This window comes from Pseudomonas putida, from assembly GCF_028682455.1.
Classification (GTDB): Bacteria; Pseudomonadota; Gammaproteobacteria; order Pseudomonadales; family Pseudomonadaceae; genus Aquipseudomonas; species Aquipseudomonas putida_AA.
Genome location: NZ_JANHLD010000002.1, coordinates 247,980 through 267,411, shown reverse-complemented (window position 1 = coordinate 267,411; position 19,432 = coordinate 247,980). Strand labels below are relative to the sequence as shown.

Here is a 19,432-nt window from a genome sequence, read left to right as displayed (position 1 = left end):
ACAAAGGCTTGCCATGAACGACCTGATTGCACGTGACCTCCACAATGGCCTGTTGACCCTGACCTTCAACCGGCCAGACAAACTCAATGCTCTGAACAATGCCATGTACAGCCGCCTGGGCGACCTGCTGGTGGCAGCTGCAGAAGATGCCCAGGTCGAGGTCATCCTCATTACCGGTGGTGCCCAGTGCTTCAGCGCAGGCAACGACTTGAAGGACTTTCTCGACAACCCACCCAGCGACATGGACAGCCCTGTGTTTCGCCTGATGCGCGTGGTGATGGCGCTGGACAAGCCATTGATCGCAGCGGTGTCCGGCGCGGCCATTGGTATCGGCACGACTCTGCTGCTGCACTGCGACCAGGTCCTGGTCAGCCGCTCGGCCAAATTGCGCATGCCGTTCGTGCCGTTGGGCGTATGCCCGGAGTTCGGCTCCAGTCTGCTGTTGCCACGGCTGCTGGGCCATGCCCGCGCAGCGCGCCTGCTGCTGTGCAACGAATTGCTCAGCGGCGAACAGGCGGTCGAATGGGGACTGGCCAACGAACTGCATGAAGATGGCGAGCAGTGCCTGGCGGCGGCGCGGCAACTGGCGGCGCGGCTGCAGGCCATGCCACAGGCTGCGTTGCGGGTCAGCAAGCGGCTGCTCAAGGACACCCACCGGGCAGAGCTGGAAGCCGCCGTTCGCCGTGAAAGCCTGCTGTTTATAGAGCGACTGCATGCGCCGGAGACCAAGGCGGCGTTGCGAGCATTGGTCAAGGACTGAAGGGCTGGGAATCGGGCCTTGTCCCGCGAAGCGGTCGCATTACGGCAACAGCGGATTGATAGGCTTCACCGGCCTCTCGCGGGGCAAGCCCGCTCCTGCATCCGGGAGCGCCCTTGATAATGGATATCTCTACCAAAACCACGGAACAGCGCTGGCGAGCAAGCCGAGAACTGCTAGCGTTGTTCAGGTAATCTTCCCCCCTGCCCTGCGGCATTTGCCAAGGAACGAAAGCCGATGAACTCCACCCTGCGTTCTACCCTGCTTTGCTCTGCGCTCATTGTGTTGGCCGGTTGTGCCAGTTCCCGGGTCGATCCCAGCCAGTACTCCGGTTTTCTCAAGGACTACAGCCGTTTGAAGGAAGCAGAAAGTATCTCCGGCGCGCCGGTGATGCGTTGGATCGACCCTAACCTGAAAGCCGCCCGCTTCACCCAGGTGTTCATCGAGCCCAGCCAGTTCTACCCCAAGCCCCAACCCACCGAAGTGATTTCATCGCAAACACTGCAGGAGATCACCCGCTACTACGACACCGCGCTCAAGCGTGAGCTCGGCGCCGTGGTACCGCTGGCCAAGGCCCCCGGGCCGAACGTGCTGGTGGTGCGCCCGGCAATCACCGCGGTGGCGACCCACAACGAAGGCCTGAGGCCCTATGAAGTGATCCCCATCGCCCTGGTAGCGGCAGCGGTCAACACGGCTGCAGGCGGGCGCGACCAGGACGTGGACATCGCCACCGAAGCTGCGTTTCTCGACGGTGGCAACAATGCGGTACTAGCCCAGGTGGTGCGCAAGGGTGCCGGCAAGGAGCTCGAGAACGACACCACCAAGCTGACCGTCCAGGACGTCAAGCCGGTGCTCGACAGTTGGGCAACCGACATGCGCCGCAGCTTCGTGAAGTTCAAGAGCGAGGCACATTAATCACTCAGTTGGCTGTCGATGACGATGCTGCCGCTGAGCAGCTTGTGCACCGGACAGGCATTGGCCACGCCCAGCAGGCGCTCGCGCTGGGCTGCATCGAGATCACCGTGCAGTTCGATCACACGCTTGATCTCGGTGCGCATTGGCGTGCTCTTCTCTTCCTTGACGATATCCAACTGCACATGCACGTGCTGCAGCGGCCATTCCTTGCGCCGGGCATACATCGACAGGGTGATCGCGGTGCACGCGCCCAACGCCGAGAGCAACAGCTGGTGGGGGTTCGGGCCGCTGTCGCGGCCACCGAGCGCCTGGCTCTCGTCGGCCAGCCACTGGTTCACGCCGGCGGACAGGTTGACGCTGTAGGGGATCTCTCCCAGCTCGGCATGAACGGTCGAATCGGTCATTTGCGGGGGCTTCCTTGGCAACGGCCAAGCCAATAGGGCCTGGCGCAGGTGTGTTTACACTAGCGTCAGGCCCTTTGCCTGTGAAGTCATAATCTCAACCTTCAGCGTCCTGGCGTTAGAACAGCTTGAGGAAGTTGAAGTACAAGCGCGGCTCCTTGCCGTTATGATCTTCCAGCTCCTCGGCCGACACCGAGCGTGTCAGCGGGAACGCCAGTTCAGGCGACAGGAACATGTCCTTGGCAACCTGGAAGTGAGCACCAAAACCTGCAGACGACAGGCTCTGCGAGCCGAAATAGTCAGGGCTGTTGTTCCACACCTTTCCCACGTCCCAGAAGCCGTAGTACTGCGTCGGCACACGGTAGTCCTTGACCTGGTGCGCGGTGTTGTACTGCAACTCGACCTTGGCCGCCACGCCGTTGTCGGCGGCGATTTCCGAAGGATCGTAGCCGCGACCGAACTGGCTGCCACCCACACCGAACTGCTCGGGCGACAACAGCGCATTGCCGAAGGACGTCTGCCCTGTCAACGCCAGATAGAGGTTCAGGCCTTCGAGCACCTTGCTCATGTCCTGTATGCGCTGGGCGTCATACTGCAGTTTGGTGAAGTCGGTCTGGCCGCCCTCGCGCGACGGGTTGGCGCGACCTTCGTCGCTGGCCCCGAGCACGTCCAGGCCCTTGCTGACTTCGGCCTTGAGCAGGTTGCGGCCACCGTACTTGTCGGTGAAGTCCCAGCTGGCGCCCAGGCGCAGGGCACGAATGCGGTCGTCGCTGGAAGGCGCATGGTCAGGGTCGTCCAGGTACTCGGCCTTGCCGTTGAACCAGGTAAAGGCGGCGGACGTCTTGAAGGTCTCGGCACGGGTACGTATCCACGGGTGGGCGATGCGCACGGCCAGGGTGTCGCCACTGCTGTTGGCATTGAGGAAATCGAAGGTATCGGCATTGCCATCGTTGTGCTGGGCGAGCACGCTCAGCACCGTGCCCTGGCTGCCCAGCGGCAGCTCGTACTGCCCTTCGTAGAAGGACATCTTGTTACCCTCGACCGAACGACCAAGGCGTACCGACAGGTGATCGCCCAGGCCCAGCGGATCGTTCAGGCCGACCCCGCCATACACCTGCCAGGGCCCGAAATAGCGGCTGTCGCGGTTGTCGAAGCCGATGAAGCCTTCCCAGCGGCGCAGTTCGTTGGCGACATCGAGGTCAGTCCCCTGCCCCACGCTCGAAGGCGACAGCACCGCCCGGCTGTCCAGGCCGGAGAGGTCGTTCATCAGCAGCAGGTTGCGCTCCAGGGTCTTGCCGGTCAGTGGCGCTTCGTTGCGAATGTTCGCGGCGTAGCGTTCCACCGCCTTGTTGCTGGGGCCGCTGATCTTGACCTGGTTGACCTTGCCCTCGACCACCTGCAGGCGCAACAGGCCCTGGTCGACTTTCTGTGCCGGTACGAAGGTGCGCACCAGCAAGAAGCCGTCGTCACGGTAATGCTGGGTGATCTGGTCGGTCACCGCGTTCACTTCACCGAGCGTCACCTGGCGACCTTCGAGGCCCTTGAGCAAGCTGGCGAAGGTGCCTTGAGGATAGTGATCGGCACCTTCGAGGGTCACTTTCTTGACTTCGAAACGGGTGCTGCTGGCGGTCAATGGCCGTGGTTGGGCAGGTGCCTGTACCTCGGGCGCCTGCGGCGAGACCCGGGTGGGCGACAGCTCCAGGCTGCCGGGCATCTGCACTGCCGGGCTGCGCCGACCGTCGGGGCCGGGGGTTTCCACCCGTCCTGGGTCCAGGCCGCTCAGCGGCGCTGCCAATATCGGTTGAACAGCCAGGGCCACGGCAATGCACAGGGCCAGGGCCGATTTTTGCGCGAAAGTGTTCATGATTACTTGCCTCCTTTTTGAGGCTGTTCCAGGTGACGGGGGATCACACTGCGGTTCCAGTCAGGGATCTGGAATTTGCCGTCCTTGAGTAAGCCGTTGGCGTAGGTCAGCACGTCGGAGACGTCTGGCAGGCGGTCCTGCTTGTCGCCATAGGCGCGGGGCTTGCACACCAGCTGAACATCGTAGGTACGGGCAACGGCCGGGGTGACCGAGTAGTTGGCAACCACCGCCGACGGCGACTCCAGGGCGGTGCAGCGTTCGTTGCCCGGCGCCTGGGCGCTGATTGCCACGCCTTGGGCGCGGGGTTGGGCTGGCGTTTGCGGATCGGCGGGATCGCTCGGTTTGACCGGCGTGGGCACGTCTCCCGGAACATCAACGGGCACATCGGGAGGAACCATGGGGCCGGTAATGGTCAAGGTGCCGTCGTAGAAGGTCACCTGGTAGTTGGCGCCGGCATCGATGCCGTTCTGGCGAATGGCATAAGGGCCGACGGCCTCGCCCGGATCACGCTGAAGGCCTACCGCGATCGAGTCGTTGTACTTGAGGCCCTCGACGCTGTGGGTCAGCGCGGGATCGGCCTGGCCCTGGACCTTGGTCTTGTCATCGGCACGGATCACCAGCGGCGCCGGGCTGATGGTCAGCACACCATCCTTGAAGGTCAGGCTGTAGTTGCCGCTGGTACTGCGCAGTTCGCCCTGGCCAATCTGGTACTGGCCGACGTTTTCACCGCTGCGGGTACCGGCTCCGGCCCGTGCCAGGGCACCACCATTGAGCAACTGGTCCGGGGTTTCATCGAATTTCTGCCCGCTCACGCCGTAGGTGAGGTGCGGGTCGCTGTCGCCGTAGACTTTGCTCTGGTCATTAGCGGTAACGGTCAAGGGTGCCGGCGTAATGCTCAGTACCCCGTCGCGCACTTGGGTCTGGTAGCGCTGGCTGACGAAATCGCCGGTGGTGGCGGTGCCGTTGATGGCATAGCGGCCAACATCGGAGCGCTGGGTGGCGGAGGTCTGCGGAGTCAGGCCGACGGCAAAGCGCGGGTCGCCCAGTTGCTCGCCCACGTACTGGTCAAGTGCCTTGACCGCCTGGGTGTTGCTGTCGGCCGGGTCGGCCAGTACCAGTGGCCCGTGGCTGAAGGTGGGATTGGCATCGCCGTACTGGCGGCTGGCGTCGTCGATCTGCACGGCCAGCTTGGCCTGGTTGGCATTGAGCTTGACGGCATCGGCTCCGGCGTTCTGGGTTTCCAGGAAGTGCACCCGCGCCCGTTCCAGGAGTGGGCCGGAAGGCGCCTGGCCATCCTTGGGCTGGGCCCAGGCCTGGTCGTTCATCAGCCAGGCCAGCACCCCGTCCACGCGGCTGACCTTGTCGCCCAGGGCAACCACCAATTGTTCGGAGGTACCGTTCTGGCTGTTGTGCTGGATCTCGCCCTGGTTCATGGCACCGCCGATGGCGTAGTCATCCACGCCCCAACCGGCATCGGCGCCATTGCGCGGATCCTTGGCGACCATCACCACCCCTTTGTAGGCGTCCAGGGCAAAGCCCACCGGCAGCTCGCCTACCACCGCACCGTTTTTCTCGACCCGGGTCAGCGATGCGCTGCCGGTATCGGGCATCAGTTTCCAGTGGTCGCCTCGGCTGTCGGTGAAGCTCAGGCCGTTGACAAGATAGTCGGAGCTATCGAGGTAGTTCATCAGGATGTTCGGATCGATCGCCCGGCCATTGCCATCGACAAAGCCTGCGGCCTCGAACACCAGATAATCGAAGCGCTGGCCACCCTGCTCCAGCGTCACATTGACCGGGGCATCCACGCCCGACCACGGCGTGGCGGTGACATCCTGATAGCCCACGTACTTGATCTGCTGGGCACTGACGCCAGTCATGGATTCACCTGAATATGGCGCCGCCACGGTACCGGTAGTGGTAGTGCCGCTGGCGTTGCTCTGGTTGAAGTGGAACACCCCGTTGCTGGCCTGGCCGGCCAGGGTGCCCGCGTGGTTCAGGGGGCTGTCGAGCAGGACGCTGGCGCCCTGCACGGCCACCTTGGAGCCGATCAGGGCTGTGTTGGCGTCCTGGATCACCGATGCGGTGTTGGCGGTCTTGATCCAGATGGTGCCGTTGCCGACATCGATGATCGCGCGCTTGCCATAGGCAGCCGCGCCACTGTCGGCCGGGGTCGAGAGATCGTTCAGGCGTACATCGCCGGTGGCGGCGATATACAGGTTGCCGTCCTTGAGCAGGATCGGCGCGTTGATGTGGACCGAGCCGCTGTCGTTGCGCTTGGCCTTGTCCAGCGCAGAGCCGCTGCCCTGGCTGTCGTAGTCGGTGACGGAGCCCACGGTGCCACTGGCAATCAGTGCGAGGGTCTTGCCGCTGCCCACCACCGGGGCAACGATCGGTGCATTGACGTTGATTCGCTCGCGCGCCTCGACGCGCACATCGTTGTTGGCCAGGCTATTGGCGATCACCGCGCTGTTGACGTTATCGCCAGTAGGCACCTCGACGATGTCGACGCGATCCGGGTCCAGCAGCCAGAGGCCAGAATGCGCGCCACCGGAGGCATCCACCGCGGCGTCGCCGGTTACGCTCAGGCGCTTGCCCGAGGTTTCCACCACCCCGCCCTGGGTGCCGCCCTTGGCGCTGGCCTTGCCGGCGAACTCGGTGTTGCCCGAGGACCAGACCACCACCTTGCCACCTTCGCGGCCGCCATCGGCCTTGAGCTGCGCGCCCTTTTCCACCCGGGTGGCCTTGGCGGCCTGCTCCGGGCCCTTGCCCTGGAAGCTGCCGCCGATCAGGGCGGTCCCGCCTTTACCGGCGCTACCGGACACATCGACGTTGGCGTTGCCGGCCAGCGTGACCTGGTCGCCCAGTACACTGACCTGGCCACCGTCCCGGCCCTTGGCCGACAGATTGCCTGCCACCTGGGTCTGCTCGGCGTTGCCGAGCACGATGGTGCCGCCCTGGTTGCTGACCGAGTCGGCAATCACGGCGCCACCGACACTGATCACCGAATCCAGGTGCTTGGCAGCGCGTTGGGCGCTCATCGCCACCACACCTTCACCCACCTCGATCTGGCCACTGTTGCTTACACCGCCCTTGAGGCTGGAGTCGACACTGCTGGCTTCGGCAGGGCTGCCGCCAACGGCCAGGCTGATCAGGCCGTCGCCATGAAAATCGAGGGTGGCCCTGGGCCCGGTAGCCAGGTTGACCTGACCTTTGCGCGCCTGGATGACCCCGGCATTCTCGACCTGGGCGCCAAGCAATGCGACGGTGCCGTTGTCGAACACACTGATCTTGCCATCGTTGCGCACCAGGCCTTTGAGCTGGATGTCCAACTTGCCGCCGTTGGCGAACTCGCGCGCCTGCTCATCGGTGATGATCCCGGCGCTGGCCAGCAAGGCGCTGGTCGAAACCCTGGAATTGGGGCCGAACCAGACGCCGTTGGGGTTGAGCAGGATGACCTGGCCGTTGGAGGTGAGCACACCCATGATTTTTGACGGATCGCTGCCGATCACCCGGTTCAGGGTGACAGAGGTGCCGTCGGGCTGCTGGATGTGCACCTTATTGTCGGGGCCGATGCTGAACTTCTGCCAGTTGATACCGGTACGCGGGGTTTGCGTATCGATCTGCATGTTGGCGCCGCTCTGGTTGATGCTGCCCTGCCCGGAAATCACCTGGCCGCCCTGGGGCAGCTCATCGGCAAGCAGATCGTAAGGGGCCAGGGCATCGCCCGCTGCCAGGGCGATGGCCAGGAACAAAGGCGTCAGCGCCAGGCGCTGGGGGCTGCCGAGTCGGGTGGATCGTTTCATGGACCAATCTCCTCAATCTACGCAGCGAAGGGGCTGCGGGGTTGAGGCAATGATTGGCTTTGCGGGGGGTGGTCCGGGATCAGGGGATCATGAGAGTGATGTAGGGGATGCACTACAGCCGCCACCGAGGCCCCGGGTTCACCCCGCAGTACAGTGTGGGGCGGTATCTACGGCGTGGCCTGGGGCAGGCGCAGGCGCAAGGTCAGCAGGTAGTCGCCCTGGGGCGGCACGTGCCAGCGCAATTGGCCACCCATCAATTGCGCCAGGCGCTCGCAGAGTACCAGCGCCGGCTCCAGGGTATCGTCCGGGACATCGAACGGCTCATCGGCCTGCTGCGGACCGATCCGCAACTCCCAGAGCATTTCGGCATGCCCCAGCAGTGCGCTGCTGGCGGTCACCTGTAATGGGCTTGTCACCCATTGCCCACAATGGTGCAGCAGCAAGCCGACTATCTGCCGGTAGCGCCCACGGTCGATCCAACCCGGCGTCGGCGCCTGTGGCGCTTGCCATTCTGCACTCAATACACCGTCGGCCGTGGCTGCCTGCAGGGTCTCGCGGGTCAGGCGCACCAGGTCGGTCGCCCGTGGCCGGAGCAACAGCGTCCCGCTTTCGAGGTCCGCCAGGTCAAGCAGCACGCCGATGCGTTCGAGCATCTTGCGGATGTCCTGCCGCGCCTGGTCCAAGGCTGCACTCTCGGTAAACGTGGCGGCGACCTCGCGCAAGCGACCGGCGATCATTTCCAGCATGTGCCGGAACTCCTCGCCCACCTGGTGCAGGAACACCAGCCGGGCGCGCCTTACCGCAAGGTTCTGCTCATTGGCATGGGTCAGGCTGATCAGGGCTTGTTCGTGGGCGGTCATGTCGACAAAGGAGCACAGCATGCCCACCAGTGCCCCTTGCGCATCCCGGAACGGCGCGCCCCAATGATGCAAGGCGATTTCCTTGCCGCGGTCGTGCACTACCAGCTCCATGCTATAGGGCTGCTGCGCGGCGACCGCTTGCAGGTAGCGCTGGTGAAACTGCAGGGCCTCGTGCGGCGGTACCCGTTCGCTGTCGATGACCCGCTTGCCCACCGCCTTCTCCAGGGTTGTGTCGAGCACCTCCAGGAAGCGCCGGTTGCAGTTCAGCAGATAGCCTTCGACATCGCGCAGGCACACTGGCATCGGCATGGCTTCGAACAGCTCGTGAAAATACTTGTCGCGGCTTTCGCCGGGCAACGCGCTGGCGGTGGTCGGCAGACGCTCGATCAGGCCGCCGCGCCACGCGATCTCCAGCAGTTCGGCAAGCGAGCCGGCGTTGAGCTTTTGCAGCAAGCGCGCCTTGTAGGTGCTCACGGTGCGGTCGCTCAGGTTCAACTGGTAGGCGATGTCCTTGTTGCTGCGACCGCTGACCAGGTACTGCAGCACGGTGCGCTCACGAGGCGACAGGTTGAGCAGTTGTTCGTCCTCGGCCTGCAGGCCTTGCGGCGCGGCAACGCTGCCCAGGCTCCTGACCGGAAACCACGCGCGGCCTCGGAGCAGGGTCCGCACCGCTTCGCCCAGCTCCTCCACCGCCTCGAGCTTGCTGACAAAGCCCGAGGCGCCCGCCTGCAGGCACAGTCCGGCGATGTGCTCGGTGCTTTGCGCGGTCAGTACCAGGGTGCGGGTGGGGCTTTGCCGTTGATGCAGGCGGCGGATCACTTCGAGCCCGCCCAGCCTGGGCAGTGCAAGGTCAAGGATCAACAGCTCGGGTTCCAGCGCCAGCGCCTGTTGCAGGGCGTCGGCACCGTTGTCCAGGGCGGCCACCACCCTGTGGCCCTGGGCATTGAGCAAGGCCTGCACGGCGGCGCGCAGTAAAGGTTGCTCGTCTGCTATCACGATTGTGTGCATGGCCATCGCTCCTGCGAGTTTCCGCTACAGCGTAGTGCATAGCCTTGCATCGGCAGCGCCGGAGAGCGATCCCCGGCGCCGGGGTGGGTCAGGCGAGGAAGGAGTAGAGAATCGCCGACAGGGTGATCAGGCCGATCAGTACCACGAACACATTGGAGAGTTTGCCCGAGTACTTGCGCAGCGACGGCACCTTGTGCACCGCGTACATCGGCATCAGGAACAGCAGGCAGGCAATGATCGGCCCACCGAGGTTCTCGATCATGCCGAGAATGCTCGGGTTGAGGGTGGCCACCACCCAGCAGGCCAGCACCATGAACAATGCGGTCAACTGTTCCAGGCGCTTGGCCGGCAGTTGCTTGCCGCGGCCGCGCAGGCTCTTGACGATCAGGCCCTGGAAGCCTTCGCTGGCACCGATGTAGTGCCCCAGGAACGACTTGGTGATTGCCACCAAGGCAATCAGCGGTGCGACAAAGGCGATTACCGGAGTCTGGAAGTGGTTGGCCAGGTACGACAGGATCGAGATGTTCTGCTGCTTGGCCGCCGCCAGGTCTGCCGGGGACAGGGCCAGCACGCAGCTGAAGCAGAAGAACATGACCGTCAGCACCATCATCACATGGGCGCTTGCGAGGATCTTGCCGCTCTTGGCATCGGCCTGCTCGCCGTAGCGGTGCTTCTGGTCAACGGCAAAGGCCGAGATGATCGGCGAATGGTTGAAGGAAAACACCATTACCGGAATCGCCAGCCACAGGGTCTTGAAGAACAGGTCCAGGGGCATGCCTTCGCTGGCCTGGGCGAAGAACGCGCCGTTCCAGTTGGGAATCAGGCTCAGGGCCAGTAGCAGCAGCGCCGCGACGAAGGGATAGACCAGCAGGCTCATGACCTTGACGATGATGCCCTGGCCACTGCGCACCACGATCATCAAGCCGCAGATCAGCAGCAAGGCCAGCACCGCCCGGGGTGGCGGGGTGATGTGCAACTGGTGCTCCATGAAGCTGCCCAGGGTGTTGGTCAGCGCCACGCTGTACACCAGCAGGATCGGGAAGATGGCGAAGAAGTAGAGCAGCGTGATCAGCTTGCCGGCGCCGACGCCAAAGTGCTCCTCGACCACTTCGGTGATGTCTTCGCTTGCCCCGCGCTTGCCCGAGAGCACGAAGCGGGTCAGGCCACGGTGCGCGAAGAAGGTCATGGGGAAGGCCAGCAGCGCCAGCACCAGCAGCGGCCAGAAGCCCCCTACCCCTGCGTTGATCGGCAGGAACAGGGTGCCGGCGCCGATGGCGGTACCGTACAGGCCCAGCACCCAGGTGGTGTCTTGGCGGTTCCAGGCTTTGCTGTGTACAGGCGCAGCCGTTTGCGCACCCGTCAGGGTGGTGGTGTTTACATCAGTCATCGATATTGCCTTGTAGTTGTTTTTGTTGCTTATGAATAACTTTGCTGTAGGGGCGGGCTCAACACTCGACGAAGGCGACGGCCAGGCCGCCGCGCGAGGTCTCCTTGTAGTTGGCATGCATGTCGGCGCCGGTATCGCGCATGGTGCGGATCACCCGGTCCAGCGAGATGAAGTGCTCGCCATTACCCCGCAGGGCCATTTGCACGGCATTGATCGCCTTGACCGCGGCAATGGCGTTGCGCTCGATGCACGGCACCTGGACCAGGCCGCCGACCGGGTCGCAGGTCAGGCCAAGGTTGTGTTCCAGGGCGATTTCGGCGGCGTTCTCCACCTGCATGGGGGTTGCGCCCAGTACGTCGGCCAGCCCCGCGGCGGCCATGGCGCAGGCAGACCCCACCTCACCCTGGCAGCCCACTTCGGCACCCGAGATCGACGCGTTCTTCTTGCACAAAATGCCCACTGCAGCGGCGCTGAGCAGGAAGTCGACCACGTCGTTGTCACAGGCGTCGGGGTTGAATTTCATGTAGTAGTGCAGCACGGCGGGAATGATGCCCGCGGCGCCATTGGTGGGCGCGGTGACCATGCGCCCGCCGGCGGCGTTTTCTTCGTTGACCGCCAGCGCGAACAGGTTGACCCACTCCATGGCACTCAGGGTCGAGCCGATCACGTTGGGCTTGCCCAGCTCCTGCAAGCTGCGATGCAACTTGGCAGCACGGCGCTTGACCTTCAGCCCACCCGGCAGGATGCCTTCGTTGCGCAAGCCGTTGTCGACACACTCGCGCATGGCCGCCCAGAGTTTGAGCAAGCCGCTGCGCACTTCGGCCTCCGGGCGCCAGGCCCGCTCGTTGGCCATCATCAGCTCGCTGACGCGCAGCTGGTGCAGTTTGCACAGCGCCAGCAACTGGGCGGCGCTGTCGAAATCGTAGGGCAACTGTACCTGCTCGGCTTCGTTCTGCGCCTGGCCGAGCTGCGCGGCCTCGACGATAAAACCGCCACCCACCGAGTAGTAGGTCTGTTGCAGCAACAGGCCCCTCTCGCTGCTCGCCTCCAGGGTCATGGCATTGGGGTGGTAGGGCAGGCTTTCTTCGAGCAGCAACACATCACGGCTGCAATCGAAGGCAATCGCGTGGCTGCCGTCGAGCAACAGCGTCTGGCTGGCCTGCAGCTGTGCAATGCGTGGCTCGATGCTTTGCGGATCGATCTGGTCCGGCCATTGGCCCATCAGTCCGAGCAGGCAGGCGCGGTCGGTGGCATGGCCCACGCCGGTGGCCGACAGCGAGCCGTACAGACGAACCTCCACCCGACTCACCTGGTCCAGGGTGCCCTGCTCGCGCAAGGCCTGGGCAAAGGTGGCAGCCGCCCGCATCGGGCCTACGGTATGGGAGCTGGACGGCCCGATACCAATCTTGAAAAGGTCGAAAACACTGATAGCCATGCTAATGCCTGCACGCTCAGGCGACGAATGTCACCCTGCGGCGCTGTGAAAAAATTGATGGGTGTCGCGAAGTTGCGCGATACTGCCCGGTCACCGTGGCATTGACCAACGAATCTTTCTAAGCAAGCCTTTAGCAGTACTAAACGATGAGACGACAGATGAATGGCCAGATGTACGTCTGGCTCCACGTATTTTCTTGCGCGGCGCGGCACCTGTCGTTCACCCGTTGCGCCGAAGAACTGCACATCACTCCGGGCGCAGTTAGCCAACAAATCCGACAACTGGAAGAGCGCCTGGGCTTTCGCCTGTTCATGCGCCGCGCCCGGGGCGTGGAGCTGACGGCCGAAGGCCAGCGCCTGGCACAGACGGTCAGCGAAGCCTATGGCAGTATCGATGCCGAATTGCGCCGCCTGGACGCCGGCGAAATTCGCGGCACGCTTCGCCTGCGCTCGATCCCCTCGTTCCTGGCCAAGTGGCTGACCCCGCGCCTGCCCCGCCTGCAGCAACGCTACCCGGACATCCAGCTGCGCCTGGTGGCCGAAGACAGCAGCCAGGCCCTGCACGAAGGCGACTTCGACCTGGCCATCGACCTCAACGACGGCAGCTATCCGGGCATGCATTCAACGCCGCTGCTCGACGAACAGATCTTCCCGGTCTGCTCCCCGGCCCTGCTGCGCGGCCGCCCGCCGCTGCACGGCCCGGCAGACCTTGCGCACTATCCGTTGCTGCACGACATCACCGCCTGGCGCGGCAGCTCGGAGTACGCCGAATGGGAGTTCTACCTGCACGGAATCGGCGCTGGCGGGCTGGATGTACGCCGCGGTCATACCTTCAACCGCAACCACCTGACCATCGAGGCGGCCATCGCCGGCATTGGCGTGGCGATTGCCCGCCGCACCCTGCTCAATGACGAGCTCGAGCGCGGGACGTTGATCGTGCCGTTCGGCTCGGCCATCGCCAACCACAAGCGCTATGTATTGCACTACCCACCCGGCGGCCTGGCGCACCCGGGCGTGCGGGCGGTGCATGACTGGCTGGTGGAAGAAGCCGACGGGTTCCGCACCTTGCACCCACCGGCCTAGGTCAACCCAGTGGCTCGCGCTCCAGCTGGGCAGCGCGCAGCCATTGATCGAACTGTTGCGCCGGCATGGGCCGCCCGATCAGGTAGCCCTGCCCCTGGTCACACCCGGCGTTGCGCAGGAACGCGTACTGCTCGCGGGTTTCGATGCCTTCGGCAGTGATGCGAAATCCCAGTGCATGCCCCAGGTCGATGATCGCCCGGGTAATGGCCACGCCATCGTCATCGTCCGGAAGGTCCTTGATGAAGGCGCGATCGATCTTCAAGTGATCGATGGGCAGCATCTTCAGGTAAGCCAGCGACGAGTATCCGGTGCCGAAGTCGTCCACCGCCGTGGCCACGCCGAGCTGCTGCAACTGGGCCAGCACCGCACAGGCGTGTTGCTGGCTTTCCATCAGCAGGCTTTCGGTGATCTCCACCTCCAGCATGCTCGTCTGCAGGTCGAAGCGTTGCAGGGCCTGGGTCAGGCTGGCCACATAGTCGCTGCGCTCGATCTGCAGGGCCGCCACGTTGATCGCCACGGGGCCTGGCAAGCAATCGGCACTGCGCCAGGCCGCCAGTTGCGCGCACACCAGTTCCAGAACCCTCTCGCCCAACGGAATGATCAACCCGCTGCGCTCTGCCAAGGGGATGAACTCGGCCGGCGACACCAGCCCGTGTTCGGGGTCATGCCAGCGCAACAGTGCTTCGGCGCCCTCCACACGCCCCGTGAACAGGTCGACCTTGGGCTGGTACCACAGCTCGAATTCGTTGTGCTGCAAGGCACGGCGCAAGGCTCGTTCCAGGCACAGCTGTTGCTGCAGGCGCAGGGTCATGTCCGGGTGATAGCGGCGCCAGGCATTGCGACCGCTTTCCTTGGCCGCATACATCGCCGTGTCGGCATGGCGCAGCAACTCATCGTCGCTCTGCCCGTGGAGTGGATACCAGGCCAGGCCAATACTGCCGGTGACCAGCGCGGTGTTGCCATTGAGTTCGAAGGGCTGTTGCAAAGTCTGCAGCAAGGCCCGCACCCGGACCACGCAGGATGCCTCGGTGCCGATCAGCAAGAAGGCGAACTCATCGCCACCCAGGCGGCACACGCAATCGCCCGGGTCGATCATCTGGGCGAAGCGCGCCGTCGCCTGCTGCAACAGCAGATCACCCATGTGATGGCCGAGGCTGTCGTTCACCTGCTTGAAGCCGTCGATATCCAGCAACAGCACGGCCAGAGGCTCTGCCTTGTCCAGGGCGCCGCACAAGCGCTGCTGGAACAGCAAGCGATTGGGCAGCCCGGTGATGGCGTCATAGTGCGCCATGCGTTCAAGTTGCGCCTGGGACTGCTTGAGCTCACGGTTGCGCACGTTGATCACATGGTTGCTGCGATTGAGCTGGGCGACGAACAGGCTGAACAGCCCGGTGCAGGTCAGGGCAAACAGAAACAGCGGCGATGCGAACAGGCTCATGGAAGGCCAGCCGCCCAGCGGGCTGGCCGCCAGCTGCCAGAGCCCGCCTGGCACATCGACATTGACGGTCACCGGATGGCGCGCGAACAACTGGGGGTCGCCCCAGATCATCCCCCCCACCGCACCCTGGCCGTCGGCACCGCGCAGGGCCAGCTCGAAGCCCGGGTCAAGGTCCAGTCCAGCCGCGCTGAGCAGGCGATCTATATCGGCGACGATGGAAACATTGCCCCAATACAGCTTTACCCCTTTATGGCCCTTGAGAAACACCGGGCGCCGGTAGATCAGCCCGCGGCCGCCCTGGTACAGCTGCAAAGGGCCGGCCAGCACCGGGCTGTAGTGGTCTCGCGCACGCTGCAACAGCGGGTATTGGTCGGGCAGGTGGCGGTAGTCCACGCCGATGAGGCTCTGGTTGCCATGCAGCGGGTAGACGTCGGCAACGACATCGCCGGGAGCGATGGAGATATGCCGGATGTGCGGTACCGAGGCGATGGCCTGGCGGGCCATATTGTGAAAGTGCTCGGGGGTGATCTGCCCGTCGGCACTGATCAATTGGGCGATGCCTTCGGTCTCGCCGAACGCCGAGCGCAACTGGGCCTCCAGGGCCGCACGCACGCCAGACAACCGGGCACTGGCGTTGGCGATCAGCTCACTTTCCTGGCGTTGCACATCGAGGCGACCGAGTGCCACCGACAAACCGATGCCAATCAGTGCAAAGCCGATCGGCAGCAGGCGATTCAAGGTGGAGCGCAGACTCCTGGGCAGGACCAGACTGTCATCAAGGGCGAGGATTCTTGTGCTCATAGGTCCGTCAATTGCGCAGGCTTTACGCTTTATCGGCGCCCGTGACGCAATATTGAGCGAGGCTGGCTTTTTTTAGCGCGCTGGCGTTATGCTCGAACTGAAACGTTTCACCCAATCTAGAAAAAGAGGTGCTGCGCCCATGGACCGTCTGCTCGATTCGCTGTTTCCCACCGCCAACGAGATCCCCGAGGCGTACCGCCTGGGCGAGCCGCTGGAGCAAACGCAATACCTGGTCAACGGCCAGTTGCAGCGCTGGGACGGCCCCCTGGCCACGGTACGCAGCCCGGTCTGGCTCAAGGAAGGCGACCAGGAGACGCAAGTGATCCTCGGTAAGACGCCCCTGCTCGATGCCGATACCGCCCTCACCGCCCTGGACGCCGCCGTGCAGGCCTACGACAAGGGCCGGGGTGCCTGGCCGACCATGCGCGTCGCCGAGCGCATCCAGCATGTCGAGACCTTCCTGGCCAAAATGCGCGAACAACGCAGCGCCGTGGTCAAGCTGCTGATGTGGGAGATCGGCAAGAACCTCAAGGATTCGGAAAAGGAATTCGACCGCACCTGCGACTACATCGTCGATACCATCGGCGCGCTCAAGGAGCTGGACCGACGCTCCAGCCGGTTCGAGCTGGAGCAGGACACCCTGGGCCAGATCCGCCGCGCACCACTGGGCGTGGCACTGTGCATGGGCCCCTACAACTACCCGCTCAACGAGACCTTCACCACCCTGATCCCCGCGCTGATCATGGGTAATACCGTGGTGTTCAAGCCCGCCAAGTTCGGCGTTCTGCTGATTCGCCCGTTGCTCGAAGCCTTTCGCGACAGCTTCCCGGCCGGGGTGATCAATGTCATCTATGGCCGCGGCCGCGAGACGGTCAGCGCGCTGATGGCCAGCGGCAAGATCGATGTATTCGCCTTCATCGGCACCAACAAGGCTGCCAGTGACCTGAAAAAACTCCACCCACGCCCGCATCGCCTGCGCGCGGCGCTGGGCCTGGATGCCAAGAACCCGGGGATCGTGCTGCCCGAGGTCGACCTGGACAACGCCGTCAACGAGGCGGTCACCGGCGCCCTGTCGTTCAACGGCCAGCGCTGCACGGCGCTGAAAATCCTGTTCGTGCACGAGACCGTGGTCGACAGCTTTCTCGACAAGTTCCAGCGCAAGCTGGCCGCGCTCAAGCCCGGCATGCCGTGGGAGCCGGGTGTGAGCCTGACGCCGCTGCCCGAGGCCGGCAAGATCGACTACCTCAATGGCCTGGTGGCCGATGCCATCGACAAAGGCGCCCGGGTCATCAATGAAGGCGGCGGTGCCAGCCGCGGTTCGTTCTTCTACCCTGCGCTGCTGTACCCGGTGACCGCACAGATGCGCGTGTACCAGGAGGAGCAGTTCGGCCCGGTGGTTCCAGTGGTGCCCTACCGCGACCTGCAGACGGTGATCGACTACGTGCTCGACTCCGATTTCGGCCAGCAGTTGAGCATTTTCGGCACCAATGCGGCTGAAGTCGGTCGCCTGGTCGACACCTTCGCCAACCAGGTCGGGCGCATCAACCTCAATGCCCAATGCCAGCGTGGCCCGGACACCTACCCCTTCAACGGCCGCAAGAACTCCGCCGAAGGCACCCTGTCGGTTCACGATGCGCTGCGGGTGTTCTCGATCCGTACCCTGGTGGCCACCAAGTTCCAGGAGAGCAACAAGCAGTTGATCAGCGACATCATCCGCAACCGCGACTCGAGCTTCCTGACCACCGACTACATTTTCTAGTTGCCGTCCGTCCAGCGCCGTGGGTTTTGATTTGCCGAATCACCGAAACTGTACAAACATACAGTTTCGCGCCAATCACCCACGGCGCTTTAAGGAGGATCTATAAAATGGCCGTCAAACCAATCCCCGAAGGACAACACAGCATCACCCCTTACCTGGGCATCAAGGATGCTGCCAAAGCCATCGACTTCTACAAGGCCGCCTTCGGTGCGGTCGAGATGTTCCGCCTCGACGGCCCCGATGGGCGCGTGGGCCATGCGGAGCTGAAGATCGGTGATTCCTCGATCATGCTCGCCGACCCCTGCGACCAGGCCGGGGGGCTGACCAGCAGCCAGTCGCTGGGCGGCGCCGCCATTGGCCTGCACCTGTATGTCGAGGATGTCGATGCGCGCTATGCCCAGGCGATCAAGGCCGGGGCCACCCAGGTCAGTGCCGTGCAAGACCAGTTCTACGGCGACCGTAGCGGTACCCTGAAAGACCCGTTCGGCAACCTCTGGTTCGTCTCTACCCACAAGGAAGACCTCTCGGTGGAAGAAATCCGCGCGCGCGCTGCAAAACTGTTCGGCGGGCAGTAACCCCCAACGCCCGGCAGGCGAATGGCCGTCGGCCGGGCTTTGCATTAAGGTGGCAGGCACAGGATGGCTGGCCAGGATTGTCCATGAGAATCATCGAGAAAAACGCCGCACTGGTGCGCACCCTCACCCCCGCCGAAGACGAGCTGCTGCGCGGTTTTGTGCAGGGCAGCCTGGAAGGTCCGCGCCTGCTGCAGGCCAATCAACTACTGCTCAAGATCCGGGCCGCCGGGCACTGGCTGGCATGCGATTGCCTGCCACGGGCAATGCCGGTGCTCAATGTCAACCTCAACAGCCACACCGGCACCCTGTTCTTGAAGAACAATCCCGGTACCGCCGAGCACGCCCCCGACTGCGCCTTCATCAAGGAGGAGCGCGAAGCCGGCCAAGCCGAGGCGCTCGACAGCGTGCCCGCCGCCTGGCTGGCGCCCGATACGCCCTTGCGCCTGATCGGTGATTTTCCGCGTGCTACCGGCGCTGTGGGCCAGGACGGCGGCAACGGCGAGAAACGCGAACAGCAGCGCTTGTTATCGCTGTTGCTGACCCTGATCGAGGCCAGCGGCCTGAACGTCTACGCCACCCACCTGAAGAAGGACCTCACCGGCCAGTTCGCCGAACTGCGCAACGTGGCCAGCCGCTATCCGCTGATCGAACGGGTTCCGGCCAGCAACTACCTGGAAACCCGCCTGGACATGAAGCACATGATGATGCTCAAGGCCCGGCTGCGTGACTCCAGCGCCTTCGGCAACCATCGCCGCTACGGCCTGATGCTCGACTGCGTCAACCAGATCAAGACACGCAAGGTGTTCAACGAGCGCAGCGAAGAGGGCTTCGACTTCCAGGGCCACCATTTGCTCTGGGGTGGCAGCAAGACCCCGGGGCCGCTGCTGGCCCTGGCGATCTACTCCCCCACCACCGCCGGCAGCCACTTCTATGAACTGATCCATGTCGCCAGCGTGCCGGTGTTGTCACGCGGTCAGTTTTTCCCGGTGTATCGCGATGAAGAGCGCGAGCCGCTGAAGATGCTCGTCTCATTGATCGACTGGATGGCCGGCAAGGGTGTGCGGGTGATCATGCGCCGCCCGGTGATCGGCAGCCAGGGCATGGATACCCTGGTATTGAGTGCCGACCAGGACCGGGTGCTGTCGATATCACTCACCGACCAGCCGCTGGGGCCGGAGCCCGAAGGCGAGACCTTCAAGCGCTATGCCGACTTCAAGAGCCTGGACACCTTTCGCAAGTACGTCGCGGGGTTCTTCATGCGCGGGCGCGAGTAGCGCCGCTGGTCGCCTGCATCGCACGCTCGGCGACGGGGGCGGCCCAATGTCTGGACAGCCCATGAAAAGGAGT

The 19,432-nt window shown here is 63.9% G+C and carries 13 protein-coding genes; 6 read left to right on the top strand and 7 right to left on the bottom strand.

Annotated elements, in window-relative coordinates:
- Nucleotides 1-13: 13 nt before the first annotated feature.
- Both NPS58_RS11920 and NPS58_RS11915 read left to right on the top strand, forming a co-directional pair.
- Nucleotides 14-760, top strand: a complete 747-nt coding sequence (locus NPS58_RS11920; RefSeq protein ID WP_274115554.1) for an enoyl-CoA hydratase-related protein — start codon at nt 14-16, stop codon at nt 758-760.
- 234 nt (nt 761-994) lie between these two features.
- Complete coding sequence (locus tag NPS58_RS11915; RefSeq protein WP_274115553.1) at nt 995-1,672, top strand: DUF3313 domain-containing protein; 678 nt, start codon at nt 995-997, stop codon at nt 1,670-1,672.
- Here NPS58_RS11915 and NPS58_RS11910 read toward each other — a convergent pair.
- The 6 genes from NPS58_RS11910 to NPS58_RS11885 all read right to left on the bottom strand — a co-directional run bounded on the left by NPS58_RS11910 (nt 1,669) and on the right by NPS58_RS11885 (nt 12,430).
- Complete coding sequence (locus tag NPS58_RS11910) at nt 1,669-2,076, bottom strand: OsmC family protein (protein ID WP_274115552.1); 408 nt, start codon at nt 2,074-2,076, stop codon at nt 1,669-1,671. The two genes, NPS58_RS11915 and NPS58_RS11910, sit on opposite strands and share 4 nt — an antisense overlap.
- A gap of 115 nt (nt 2,077-2,191) precedes the next feature.
- Complete coding sequence (locus NPS58_RS11905; RefSeq protein WP_274115551.1) at nt 2,192-3,937, bottom strand: ShlB/FhaC/HecB family hemolysin secretion/activation protein; 1,746 nt, start codon at nt 3,935-3,937, stop codon at nt 2,192-2,194.
- Nucleotides 3,938-3,939: 2 nt separating this feature from the next.
- On the bottom strand, nt 3,940-7,740 hold the full coding sequence (locus NPS58_RS11900; RefSeq protein WP_274115550.1) for an MBG domain-containing protein: 3,801 nt from the start codon (nt 7,738-7,740) through the stop codon (nt 3,940-3,942).
- Nucleotides 7,741-7,907: 167 nt separating this feature from the next.
- Entirely contained in the window at nt 7,908-9,608 is a 1,701-nt protein-coding gene (locus NPS58_RS11895) for a response regulator (protein WP_274115549.1), read from the bottom strand.
- An 88-nt stretch (nt 9,609-9,696) separates the two neighbouring features.
- Nucleotides 9,697-10,995, bottom strand: a complete 1,299-nt coding sequence (locus NPS58_RS11890; RefSeq protein ID WP_274115548.1) for a serine/threonine transporter — start codon at nt 10,993-10,995, stop codon at nt 9,697-9,699.
- 58 nt (nt 10,996-11,053) lie between these two features.
- The gene (locus NPS58_RS11885; RefSeq protein WP_274115547.1) at nt 11,054-12,430 is read right to left on the bottom strand and encodes an L-serine ammonia-lyase; all 1,377 of its coding nucleotides are present in this window, start codon (nt 12,428-12,430) and stop codon (nt 11,054-11,056) included.
- Nucleotides 12,431-12,576: 146 nt separating this feature from the next.
- Here NPS58_RS11885 and NPS58_RS11880 point away from each other — a divergent pair, with 146 nt between their 5' ends.
- A complete protein-coding gene (locus NPS58_RS11880; protein ID WP_274115546.1) occupies nt 12,577-13,512 on the top strand; it encodes a LysR substrate-binding domain-containing protein in 936 nt (311 codons plus the stop codon).
- Nucleotide 13,513: 1 nt separating this feature from the next.
- Here the strand turns inward: NPS58_RS11880 and NPS58_RS11875 are convergent, their stop codons facing one another.
- Nucleotides 13,514-15,751 carry a putative bifunctional diguanylate cyclase/phosphodiesterase gene (locus NPS58_RS11875; protein WP_274115545.1) on the bottom strand — a complete coding sequence of 746 codons (2,238 nt, stop codon included), beginning with the start codon at nt 15,749-15,751 and terminating at the stop codon, nt 13,514-13,516.
- Nucleotides 15,752-15,890: 139 nt separating this feature from the next.
- On the opposite strand from NPS58_RS11875, the gene NPS58_RS11870 reads away from it, so the two are divergent.
- From NPS58_RS11870 to NPS58_RS11860, 3 genes are all read left to right on the top strand, one after another.
- Nucleotides 15,891-17,510 carry an NADP-dependent glyceraldehyde-3-phosphate dehydrogenase gene (locus NPS58_RS11870; RefSeq protein ID WP_274115544.1) on the top strand — a complete coding sequence of 540 codons (1,620 nt, stop codon included), beginning with the start codon at nt 15,891-15,893 and terminating at the stop codon, nt 17,508-17,510.
- Nucleotides 17,511-17,617: 107 nt separating this feature from the next.
- Entirely contained in the window at nt 17,618-18,085 is a 468-nt protein-coding gene (locus tag NPS58_RS11865) for a VOC family protein (protein WP_274115543.1), read from the top strand.
- An 83-nt stretch (nt 18,086-18,168) separates the two neighbouring features.
- Complete coding sequence (locus NPS58_RS11860) at nt 18,169-19,359, top strand: hypothetical protein (RefSeq protein WP_274115542.1); 1,191 nt, start codon at nt 18,169-18,171, stop codon at nt 19,357-19,359.
- Nucleotides 19,360-19,432: the final 73 nt, after the last annotated feature.